This is a genomic window from Candidatus Frankia nodulisporulans (genome assembly GCF_902806475.1).
In the GTDB taxonomy this organism is placed as follows: domain Bacteria; phylum Actinomycetota; class Actinomycetes; order Frankiales; family Frankiaceae; genus Frankia; species Frankia umida.
The window spans coordinates 1-271 of record NZ_CADCWS010000597.1; the positions used below are offsets into that span (position 1 = coordinate 1).

Here is a 271-nt window from a genome sequence, read left to right on the forward strand (position 1 = left end):
GTGTCCCTCGGGTCTGACCTGCGCAGATGCCTCCACGGGCACAAGCTCCGGCCGGAGGGGGGACACCGGGGTGTCCCCCAGAGACACCCCAGGGGACAGGGGGATGTCCCCCAGGACAGTGGAGGTGTCCCGCGGCGTCCCGGCGGTGGTGTCCGGGCCCCAGGCGGGAAGCTCCCACCGGGGGTTGACCTGGCTTGTCACGCAGGCCAGGGCGGTGCCGGTGTCCTCACCGTCGCGGGCGGCGGCGAGGGCCGTCCAGGCGGCGGCGAGG

General features: G+C 75.3%; 1 pseudogene. It reads right to left on the reverse strand.

Annotated elements, in window-relative coordinates:
• Positions 1-271 (reverse strand): annotated as a pseudogene (locus tag G6R24_RS23155) (hypothetical protein); the annotation flags it as partial.